The sequence below is a fragment of the Actinospica acidithermotolerans genome (assembly GCF_018139625.1).
GTDB classification, from domain to species: Bacteria; Actinomycetota; Actinomycetes; order Streptomycetales; family Catenulisporaceae; genus Actinospica; species Actinospica acidithermotolerans.
On sequence record NZ_JAGSOH010000182.1, the window covers coordinates 1 to 10167 of the forward strand.

9 protein-coding genes are annotated in these 10167 nt (G+C 70.9%); 2 read left to right on the top strand and 7 right to left on the bottom strand.

Annotated features, from left to right (window positions below):
- Positions 1 to 272 (top strand): helix-turn-helix domain-containing protein (locus KDK95_RS32525; protein WP_212522196.1); only part of this gene is annotated, 272 nt, incomplete at its 5' end.
- A 47-nt stretch (positions 273 to 319) separates the two neighbouring features.
- Here the strand turns inward: KDK95_RS32525 and KDK95_RS32530 are convergent.
- The 4 genes from KDK95_RS32530 to KDK95_RS32545 all read right to left on the bottom strand — a co-directional run bounded on the left by KDK95_RS32530 (position 320) and on the right by KDK95_RS32545 (position 3130).
- Positions 320 to 874 (bottom strand): YciI family protein, encoded by a 555-nt coding sequence (locus KDK95_RS32530; RefSeq protein WP_212522197.1) that lies wholly within the window; start codon positions 872 to 874, stop codon positions 320 to 322.
- Positions 875 to 917: 43 nt separating this feature from the next.
- Entirely contained in the window at positions 918 to 2099 is a 1182-nt protein-coding gene (locus tag KDK95_RS32535) for a cytochrome P450 (protein ID WP_212522204.1), read from the bottom strand.
- 32 nt (positions 2100 to 2131) lie between these two features.
- Positions 2132 to 2332 carry a ferredoxin gene (locus KDK95_RS32540; protein WP_212522198.1) on the bottom strand — a complete coding sequence of 67 codons (201 nt, stop codon included), beginning with the start codon at positions 2330 to 2332 and terminating at the stop codon, positions 2132 to 2134.
- A gap of 138 nt (positions 2333 to 2470) precedes the next feature.
- Positions 2471 to 3130, bottom strand: a complete 660-nt coding sequence (locus KDK95_RS32545) for a TetR/AcrR family transcriptional regulator (protein ID WP_212522199.1) — start codon at positions 3128 to 3130, stop codon at positions 2471 to 2473.
- A 160-nt stretch (positions 3131 to 3290) separates the two neighbouring features.
- On the opposite strand from KDK95_RS32545, the gene KDK95_RS32550 reads away from it, so the two are divergent.
- Entirely contained in the window at positions 3291 to 4700 is a 1410-nt protein-coding gene (locus KDK95_RS32550; protein WP_212522200.1) for a DUF2252 domain-containing protein, read from the top strand.
- A 474-nt stretch (positions 4701 to 5174) separates the two neighbouring features.
- On the opposite strand, the gene KDK95_RS32555 is transcribed toward KDK95_RS32550, so the two are convergent.
- Genes KDK95_RS32555 through KDK95_RS32565 form a run of 3 tightly spaced genes read right to left on the bottom strand, consistent with a single transcriptional unit; the run spans position 5175 to position 10128 of the window.
- Positions 5175 to 5948 carry a metal ABC transporter solute-binding protein, Zn/Mn family gene (locus tag KDK95_RS32555; RefSeq protein WP_212522201.1) on the bottom strand — a complete coding sequence of 258 codons (774 nt, stop codon included), beginning with the start codon at positions 5946 to 5948 and terminating at the stop codon, positions 5175 to 5177.
- Between the two features lie 35 nt (positions 5949 to 5983).
- Positions 5984 to 6970 (bottom strand): FKBP-type peptidyl-prolyl cis-trans isomerase, encoded by a 987-nt coding sequence (locus tag KDK95_RS32560; RefSeq protein ID WP_212522202.1) that lies wholly within the window; start codon positions 6968 to 6970, stop codon positions 5984 to 5986.
- A gap of 23 nt (positions 6971 to 6993) precedes the next feature.
- Positions 6994 to 10128, bottom strand: coding sequence for a glycoside hydrolase family 48 protein (locus tag KDK95_RS32565; protein WP_372463422.1), 3135 nt, complete (start codon positions 10126 to 10128; stop codon positions 6994 to 6996).
- Positions 10129 to 10167 lie beyond the last annotated feature (39 nt).

The following is a 10167-nucleotide window of genomic DNA, read 5'->3' on the forward strand; positions in this document are numbered from 1 at the left end:
ACGCGCTCTTCGGCATGCTCCGCGGCCCGGCGCCGCAGCGCGTCGAGCAGCCCGCGAAGGGACATTCGGCGCCGACGCTGGAACTGGTGCGCAACGCCGTGCGCGCGGCAGAGGGCGACATCTCGGCGGCCGAGGTCGCCGAGCAGGTCGGCGTGAGCCGCCCGACCGCCCAGCGATACCTCAGCTATCTGGCGCAGCACGGAGTCGTGCGGCTGCAACTCCGATACGGCGCGACGGGCCGCCCGGAACACCGTTATACGCTTTCGGGGTAGGCAATCGCGTTCCCGCGATTTCCATGAGTCGCGGGAATTCGGTCGAGCTATTGAGACGGGCGTCCGCCGAATCGCCAGGGGTGGACTTCGATTTCGGCGTATTCGTTTTCGGCGAGGACGGCCCGCGCGCTTTCGGGGCTCGCCGCGCGGACCAACGCCGCCGTGCCGAGCCAGGTCACGCCGTCGTCGGCGAGCAGCGGGCCGAAGGCGATCAGGTCGTCCCGGTCGTCCGGTGCCGAGAGGTCGAGCGCCCGCGGTTCGCCGAGGCCGAGGACCAGGAAGCGGTCCCCGCCCTCGCGTCCGCCGGGGAATTCCCACATGGTCCGGCCGAGCAGGTTGCGCCAGCGCCGCAGCATCACGTCCCGGTAGACGCCGGCCTGGTAGTTCGGCTCGTCGAATGCGAAGACGCGTGCTGCGGCGGGGTCGGGAAGGTCGACGACGTGCACGCTTCCGGTCGCGGTCTCGCCGTCGCGGGTGAGCGTCGGACCGCGGGCGATCAGCTCCTTCGCGTACTGATCCATGTAGGACCAGTGCTGCTCGACCAAATCGTCGCGCAGTGCTGCGGAGCCGGACCGGTCGCGGTGGTAGCAGAAGAACTCCATACCGCCAGCCTTCCGGCACAGCGGAAGCGGAGCCAGCCGTTTTCTACCAGGTGACCGGCAGTTCGTAGACGCCGTACACGAAGCCGTCGTGCTTGAGCGGGACGTCCGCCGGTTCGACGGCCAGCCGCAGGTCCGGGATCCGGCGGTAGAGCGTGCCGTAGACGACCTGCAGTTCGAGCCGGGCGAGCGGCTGGCCGAGGCACTGGTGCACGCCGAAGCCGAAGGCCACGTGGTTGCGCGCCTCGCGGCCGAGGTCGAGCCGGTCCGGGTCGGGGAACGCGGCCGGGTCGCGGTTGCCGATGTCGTTCGCCAGGATCACGCCGTCGCCCGCGCGCAGCACCTCCCCCGCGATCTCGATGTCCGCCAGCACCTGCCGGACGCGTCCGGTGTGCGTGATGTTGAGGTACCGCAGCAGCTCGTTGACGGCGCTGGCGACCAGGTCCGGGTCGGTCTCGTCGCCGCGCAGCCGGGCGAGCTCCCCGGGGTACTCGAGCAGCGCGAACGTGCCGAGGGCGATCATGTTGGCGGTCGTCTCGTGCCCGGCGACGAGCATGAGCACGCCCATCTGCGCGGCCTCCGCGCGGGTGAGCTCGCCCGCGGTGACCCGCGCCGCCAGCTCGGAGAGCAGGTCGTCGGCGGGGCGCTTCGTCTTCTCCTCGATGAGACCGTCCAGGTAGTCGAACAGCCGCGTGCGGGCCGCCGCGCGCTCCTCGGCGGTGACCGAGCGGCGGATCAGGACCTTGCTGTTGTCCTGGAAGAAGCCGTGGTCGGCGTACGGCACTCCGAGCAGGTCGCAGATCACCCGCGAGGGCACCGGCAGCGCGAAGGCCTCGACCAGGTCGACCGGCCGCGGGCCGGCGAGCAGGCCGTCGATCAGCTCGTCGACGATCCGCTGCACGGCCGGGCGCATCGCCTCGACCCGCTTGATCGCGAAGTTGGCCGTCACCATGCGGCGCAGCCGGGCGTGGTCGGGGTCGTCCATCCTGATGAAGCTCAGGCCCTGGCCGGCCGCGGTGGGCAGGACGGGCACGATCGTGGGGAAGCCGGGGCGGGTGACGTCCGAGCTCAGCCGGGCGTCGCGCAGCAGGGTGCGCTGCTCGGCGAAGCCGGTGACGAGCCAGGGCGTGCTGCCGTCCCAGAGGCGGACCTTCGCGATCGGGCCCTGCCGCTGCAGCTCGCCGAGCTCCGGCGGCGGATCGAAGGGGCAGCCCGGCGCCTTGCGCATCGGGTAGGCGGGGAGGGTCTCCTGCGCGATCGTCACCGGCCCTCCTCCACCGAGATCGCGCCGGCCGGGCAGACGGCCGCGGCCTCGCGGACGACCTCGTGCAGCGCGTCGGCCGGGGTCTCGTCGAGCAGCACGACGATGCCGTCCTGCTCGCGCTGGTCGAAGACCTCGGGCGCCAGCAGCACGCACTGTCCCGCGCCGCAGCACACGTCCTGATCAACCGTCAACTTCATGGTGGTACCCACTCCTCGAGACGAGGTTGCCGTTCCGTGGGCAGTCAACTGCGCGGCGTAGTATTAAGTCAAGCGTCCGACTTAACTTTTTTCGCAGAGTTCTACATATAGCGGGGCGGCGTCCGGAGAAAGCGCCGGTCAGAACCCGGATTCGGGGGTGGCCGGCGCGAGCAGCAGGCCGGTGACGGCGTCCACCAGGAGTGTCGCGGTGCGCGCCCAGGCCGCCTTGGGCGGCTCGCCCGAGGCCGCCAGCGCCCGCTCCCGGTCCGCGCAGGTGTGCATCAGCATGCTTCGGACCATCTGCAGCCGCTCCCGGCGCACGTCCTCCGGCAGGTCGGGCATCCCGGCGCGCAGGCCCTGCAGGATCGGCCCCAGCGAGGGCGCGGCCAGCACCTCGTCGGTGGCGATCTCGCGCAACGCGGGATCGGTGCTGATCTGGAGCGAGAAGCGGGCGTACCAGGAGGTGCGGCCGATCGCGGCCAGGTGCTCGGTCAGCGGCAGGACCAGGCACTCGACCCAGCCGCGTACGCCGGCCCCCGCGTCCGCCGCCTCGATCCGCTCGACGAGCAGCCTGCGGGACTGCTCGATCTGCGCGTCGTGCCGGTGCACGATGGCCCTGATCAGGTCGGATTTCGCGCCGAAGTGGTAGCCGACCGCCGCGTTGTTGCCCTGCCCCGCGGCCTCGCTGATCTGGCGGCTGGAGACGGCCGTGACCCCGTGCTCGGCGAACAGCCGCTCGGCGGTCGCCATGATCGCCTCCTTGGTGCCCACCGCCTGCCGGCCACGCGTTGCCACCATCACGCCCTCCTCCACCGCCGTGCCCCGCATCCTACGGCTCAACGGGGGAACTTACTGCGAATGCCGTACGACCGAGTAGCACGACCCGGTCGCGGAGCGCAGGATGGCGAGAAGCGCGGCGCGCGTGCGCGCGGATCCTGCATCGACGTCGGGAGGCAGCATGACGACCACCACCGCGGCACTCACGTCGGCCGGGCAGGGGATCACCGCGCGGGACCTGGTCCCGCCGGCCGCGCACGCCGAGGTGCCGGCGTCGGTGCGCGACCGCGACCCGATCGCGATCCTCGAGCGGCAGGACGCCGACCGGGTGCCCGAACTCGTCCCGATCCGGCACGGCCGGATGCTCGCCTCCCCCTTCGCGTTCTACCGCGGCGGCGCGGCGATCATGGCGTCCGACCTGGCCGGCACGCCCGACTCCGGCCTGCACGTGCAGGCCTGCGGCGACGCGCACCTGGCCAATTTCGGGCTGTTCGCCTCGCCCGAGCGCCGGCTCGTGTTCGACGTGAACGACTTCGACGAGACGCATCCCGGGCCGTGGGAGTGGGACGTCAAGCGGCTGGCCGCGAGCCTGGAGATCGCCGCGCGCGGCAACGGCTTCGGCCGCAAGCACCGCCGGGCGATCCAGATGGCCGCGGTGCGCTCGTACCAGCACGCGATGCTCGAATTCGCGGGCATGCACGAGCTCGACGTCTGGTACGCGCAGGGCGACGTGCACGAGATCAAGAAGACGCTCAAGGACCAGCTGAAGAAGGCGCGGCGCAAGGCCGTGGACAAGTCGATCGCCCACGCGCGCACCCGCAACAGCCGCCGGGCCATGGGCAAGCTCACGAAGCTGGTGGACGGCCGGCAGCGCATCGTCGCCGATCCCCCGCTCGTGGTCCCGGTGCGCGACCTGCTCCCGCCCGAGGAGCTCGCGCGGTTCGAGGCGAAAATCCAGAGGCTGCTCCACAGCTACCGCAAGACCCTCCAGCCGGACCGCCGCGTCCTGCTGAACAAGTTCGACTACGTGGACATGGCGCGCAAGGTGGTGGGCGTCGGCAGCGTCGGAACGCGCTGCTGGATCACGCTGATGTTCGGCCGGGACGACGACGATCCGCTGTTCCTCCAGATCAAGGAGGCGCAGCGCTCGGTCCTCGAGGAGTACGGCGGCATGAAGCCGGATCCGCGGCACGCCGGCTGCCAGGGCAAGCGCGTCGTCGACGGCCAGCGGCTGATGCAGGCCGCGAGCGACATCTTCCTCGGCTGGGAGTCGACCGAGGGCATTGACGGCGTGCGCCGCGATTTCTACGTGCGGCAGCTCGCCGACTGGAAGGGCTCGGCGAACATCGAGGACATGGTCCCGCGCGACATGATCGACTACGGCAAGCTGTGCGGCTGGACGCTCGCGCGGGCGCACGCGCGCTCGGGCGACCGGGTCGCCATCGCCGCGTACCTGGGCGACGACGCGACGTTCGCGCACGCCATCGCGGAGTTCTCGGCGGCGTACGCGGACCAGAACGAGCGCGACTACGCGGCGATGCGGGCCGCCATGAGGTCGGGCCGCATCGCCGTGGAGCCGGACTGCCGGTAGGTCGCGGCGCTCGCCTCCGCGTCAGGGCCGGCCGCCGCCGAGGGCGCGGCGCTCGCCTCCGGCGTACGCGGACCAGAACGAGCGCGACTACGCGGCGATGCGGGCCGCCATGAGGTCGGGCCGCATCGCCGTGGAGCCGGACTGCCGGTAGGTCGCGGCGCTCGCCTCCGCGTCAGGGCCGGCCGCCGCCGAGGGCGCGGCGCTCGCCTCCGGCGTACGCGGACCAGAACGAGCGCGACTACGCGGCGATGCGGGCCGCCATGAGGTCGGGCCGCATCGCCGTGGAGCCGGACTGCCGGTAGGTCGCGGCGCTCGCCTCCGCGTCAGGGCCGGCCGCCGCCGAGGGCGCGGCGCTCGCCTCCGGCGTACGCGGACCAGAACGAGCGCGACTACGCGGCGATGCGGGCCGCCATGAGGTCGGGCCGCATCGCCGTGGAGCCGGACTGCCGGTAGGTCGCGGCGCTCGCCTCCGCGTCAGGGCCGGCCGCCGCCGAGGGCCTGCTGGATCTGCTGGAGCTGGCCGGTCAGCCACTGCTGAAAGGTCGTTCCGGCCGGTTCCAGGCCCTCGGCGAGCGAGACCACCGGGATCTTCGCGTGGGCCGCGGCCTCCAGCAGCGCCGTGTCGCCCTTCGTATCGCAGAGCAGCGCCTTGCTCTGGTCGATCTGCCGCTGCGGCTTGAGCCCGAGGTCCGCCGCGACGTCCGAGGCGAGCCCGGTGCACGCCGCGACGTGCGTCCCGGCGAACCGCGACTTGATCGTGCCGGCCAGAGCCTCGTCAGTGGCCTGCGAACTGCGCTCGAAGGCCTGCTCCTGATCCTGGAAGAACGCCGCGGAGCCCGGCCGCAGCTGCGCGAAGTCCGCCTCCAGCCGCTCGGCGGCCACGTCGACGTCGGCCGGGCTGTACCAGAGGTACGGGTCCACGCCTCCCGGCATCATGCCCACCTCGTCGCCCACGTTCAGGTCGAGACGGCCGACGCCGGGGTTCGCCGCCGCGTCCTGGCTGGCCCACGCGTCGAACCCGGCGCCGTTCACGATCAGCACCTGCGCGCCCGCGATGGCCTTCTTGTCGGAGGCGCTGTCGGCCAACGTCGTGACGTGCACGTTCGGGCCGCCGATCTGCGTCGCGACCTCCGCCCAGACGCTTTCCGCCGCGACGACCTGAATGACGGTCAGGCTGTCGGTGGCGCTCGACGTGCCGGACGAACCGCATCCGGCCGCGGCGAAGGCGACGGCGGCCGCTGCCGCCACGGCCGCCGTCCTGCCGCGTCGTCTCCTGTGCATCATCACGATCCCTCCGGCGTGTACGCGTCGATCACGTCGATGACGAACACGAGCGTGTCGTTGTTGTCGATGTACGGCGGCTCCGCCTGATCGCCGTAGGCCAGCGACGGCGGGACGACCAGCAGTACCCTGCTGCCGACCGTCACCCCGCCGAGGCCCTGCTCCCAGCCGGGGATCACCTGGCCGGCGCCGAGCACGAAGGAGTCCGGGGTCTTCGTCGTGTAGGAGGAGTCGAACAATCGGCCGCTGCGCCAGACGACGCCGGAGTACTGGACCACGACCGTCTGGCCGGAGGCGAGCGGCGCGCCGTTGCCCTTGACCAGCGTCTTCACGACGAGCTTCTTCGGCGGCGAGGTCTTCGCGGGAATGGTGATCTTCGGGCCCGCGCTCGTCTCCTTGACGGTCGGCAGCGACTTGCCCGGGTCGTAGGCGATCGCGGAGCCGTTCGCCGCCGCGCCCTCGGAGACCGCGCTGAGTACGTCGAAGACGAAGACGAGCGTGTCACTGCTCGCGATGTTCAGCTGCGAGTCGCCCTTCGACCCGAAGCCGTCGGAGGGCGGCACGACCATCATGACCCTGCTGCCGACGCGCCGACCGGCGAGCTGCTTCCAGGCGGGCAGCACGCCTCCGGTGGCCAGCGGCACGGACTGCGGCTGGCGGTCGGTGTAGCTGTCGAAGACCTCCCGGTCCCCGGCCCAGACCTTGCCCTCGACGTACACAAGGGCTAGGTCATCGGCCTTGACCTGCGGTCCGGCGCCCTGGATCAGCGTGCGCACGACGAGCCCGCTCGGCGGGTCGCCGTCCGGCAGCGCGATCTGCGGATCGGCGCCGAGGGCCCCGGAGACCCTCGGCAGCGAGGAGTCGCCCGAGGACCCGGAGCAGGCCGCGAGCGAGGGCAGACCGCACGTCATCAGCAGCGCCGCCAGCACGGCCGCGATCGCGGCCGCCGAGCGGCGCGGGCGCGCGGCCCGGATGACTCCGGACCGCACGCTGTGATCATCGCTTCCGCGCATCAGAATCCCGACGGCGCTTGGACGGACGGGAAGAGGTAGGCGAAGGCGTCGAACGCCGTCGCCACGTCGCCCTCGGCCCAGAACCGGTGGTAGTCGAAGACCGGCGCGGAACCGCCGCTCAGATAGGTCGAGACCTTCGACCACTCCGGGTCTCCCACGTACCACGGCCTGATGGAGAGGAACGTGTTCGTGGCGGAGCTGAGCTTGATCCCGCCGGGGTAGGTCCCGGTCCACGAGGACGGGAAGTAGACGCCCTCGTAGTTGGTGCTGTTGTAGGCGGACGTGAAGTTGCTGTAGTCGGTTCGCGTCTCGGGCGCGGTGTAGCCGATCGAGTCCGCGTAGTACTTGTGGATGATGTCGATGATGTTCTGCGCGGCGGCCTCGGCGGTCGAGTCGCCGGACTTGGCCGCGTAGTACTCATAGACCTTGGCCAGCGACGCCGCGACGCCGATGTCCGTGTCCGTGCCGGAGACCGCCACGTGCAGAGCGGTGTTCGCAGGGGGCTGCGAGGAGCTCGACGTGCCGGTGGTCCAGTTCTCGCCGGGCTGCCCGCTCCAGGTCAGCGTGCCGGGCAGCAGCAGCGTGCCGGTGCTCGGCGTGACGGTGGTGACCGACTCGGCCCAGGCGACCCACTTGGCCAGGATGGCCTGCGCCTGGGTGTTGCCGGTCTCGTAGTAGTACTCCGCGAGCCGCTCCATCGGCCACGTCTGGTAGCCGAACCACTGGTTGCTCGGAGGGTTGTGGTACTCGGGCTCCGGGTCGTAGTACATGCCGTCGAACGTGGTGTCCCCGGACGGCGGCTTGGACACGTCGCCGTAGTTGCCGCCCCAGTTGTCGGTGACGCCGCCCGCGATCGCGCCCTCGGCCGACTGCAGCCAGGAGTAGAGGTTCAGCTGCGCGGTCAGGCTCGTCGCCCAGTCGCTCTTCGCGGTCGGCGACAGCGGGATCAGGTCGGAGTCGGTGCTCAGCGCGTACGCGGCGAGCGGGTTCTGGTAGCCCTCGTGGATCTCGGTGCCGCTGATCCGCCAGCTCCAGGCGCCGGTGGTCGAGCCGCCCCACGCGTCGTACCAGGACATCAGGTACGTGTCCTCGTTCGACTTGCCGGTCCCGGCCGGGCAGGAGACCGACCCGTCCTGGCTGCACGCGCTGCTGATCTGCTTGAAGTACTTGTCGAACATCGAGTAGCGCAGGTAGTCGCCGAGCTTCGCGGCCTTGGCGGTGGTCGCCGAGACCGAGGACGTCTTGCCCTGCGCCTTGGCGTAGGTGTCGGCCCAGAACGCTGCTTGCACCATGCGTGCGTCGGCGTCCGGCGCGTCCGTGTACTTGTACTGCGCGGCGAAGCTTCCGCCGCCGTTGTTGAACAGGTTGAGGAAGCCGTCCGCGCTGCCGTACTTGGTCATCGTGTCCCAGTCCGGCTGCGGCACGGTGTCCCACACCGACTCCTCGGCCCCGCGCTGGTAGCTGTTGACCCAGCTCGGCGTCGAGGTGCCGTCCTCCTGCTGGCCGAAGCCGTACCGGTTGTCCGTGTCCATGATCCACATCGGCTGGTACATGTCGCAGGTGCCGTAGGCGGACTTGAGCTCCGCGGACAGCGGGTCGGAGCCGACCGGCACCGAGGAGTTGAGGGCGACCGGGTAGTCGCTCGGCGCCGGCTCCTCGGGCCCGTAGGTCGCGGGCGAGGAGGGGTTGTACGAGCACTGGCCCGGCTGGTTCGCGTCGTTCGGGATCATGTACGTCTCCATGTTCGTCCACGCATTGACGAACGGAGTCCAGTCCCCGGTGACGCGGCCGTAGTCGGCCTCCAGCCACAGCCAGTAGCTGTAGGTCTCGGAGGTCGTCTCGTGGCCGTAGTCGGGCGCCTCGACGATCAGCGTCTCGACGGAGTGGTAGGGGATCCCCCGCGGGCTGAAGTAGCCGTTCGCGGGGTTCTTGATGTCGTCGTACAGGTTCAGGAACCACTGGTCGTATGTGGAACCCGACTGCGCCTCGGTGACGGCGACCGTCCCCGACGTGTACCCGGCGGCCGACGCCGTGATCGTCCCGCTGGCCCCCACGTCCGCCGACGTGCTCCCGGACTTCACGCTCACCTGCTGCGCGACGTTCCAGTTCGACGTGGTGAAGGTGAGCGACGAACCCGCCGAGATCGACAGATCGGAGTCCCCGCTCTGCGCGACCGCGACCGTGACGCTGGTGGCCGGCTGCGAGGACAGCGCGACTCCGAAGGTCGAGGTCGTCCCCTGCGCGACCGTCAGCACGGTCGGGTTGACGATGATCGTCGGCCCCTCGACCGAGATCGCGACCGGGTACGACGTCGTGCTCTGCCCGAGGTTGTCCGTCGCGACCGCGGTCACCGAGTAGTTCCCCGCCGCGACGTTCGACCACTGAATGGCCCACGGACTCGCCGTCGAGACCCCGATCTCCGCGTTGTTCCCGGGGCCGGTGCTCGAGTAATAGGTCACGGAGCTGATGCTCCCCGAACTGCACGCCGAGGCCTGGATGGAGATGTTCGACCCCGGGCTGAAGATCTCGCTGGAGGTCGGACTGACCAGCGACACGCTGGGCGCGAGCTCGTTCGAGGACGACGACCCCGGCACGACCGTGCACGGCGCGGCGCCGGTGGTCCCGGTAGAGGTCGGCGACGCGCTGGCCGTGGACGTCGTCGGACTCGAGGAGGCGGTGCTCGTGCCGGTAGCGGTCGAGGTCGCCGTGGCCGTGGAGCTCGCCGTCGCGGTGCTGCTGGCGCTGGCGGTCGGGCTGGCCGACGCCGTCCCGCCGGTGTTGCTGCTGCACGCGACACCGTTCAGCGTGAACGCGGTCGGCGTGTCGAGCGACCCGCTGAGGTTGAACGTCGCCCCGATGCCGGTGGAGGCGTTCGTCGCCAGGCTGCCGTTCCAGCTCTCGCTGGCGACACTGATCGTGCCGCCGCTCTGCGTCCACGTCCCGTCCCAGCCGCTGGCCAGCGTCTCGGATCCGGTGTACGCGTACTGCAGGTTCCAGCTGGTGATCGCGGGACCGGTGTTGGTGATGGTGATCTGCACCTCGAACCCGGTGGTCCAGTTCGAGCTGACCGTGTAGTTCACCGCGCACGCCGCGCTGGCGGCCGCGGCCTGAGCCGCCGCGGCCGCAGCCGGCACCGACCCCGGCGAGACGGCGTCCCCCGCAGCGGTCAACGC

Coding starts and splice junctions, on each gene's coding strand:
- KDK95_RS32530 (WP_212522197.1), bottom strand. CDS start 874: ATGGAGTTCTTCTGCTACCACCGCGACCGGTCCGGCTCCGCAGCACTG.
- KDK95_RS32545 (WP_212522199.1), bottom strand. CDS start 3,130: ATGGTGGCAACGCGTGGCCGGCAGGCGGTGGGCACCAAGGAGGCGATC.
- KDK95_RS32535 (WP_212522204.1), bottom strand. CDS start 2,099: ATGCGCAAGGCGCCGGGCTGCCCCTTCGATCCGCCGCCGGAGCTCGGC.
- KDK95_RS32550 (WP_212522200.1), top strand. CDS start 3,291: ATGACGACCACCACCGCGGCACTCACGTCGGCCGGGCAGGGGATCACC.
- KDK95_RS32540 (WP_212522198.1), bottom strand. CDS start 2,332: ATGAAGTTGACGGTTGATCAGGACGTGTGCTGCGGCGCGGGACAGTGC.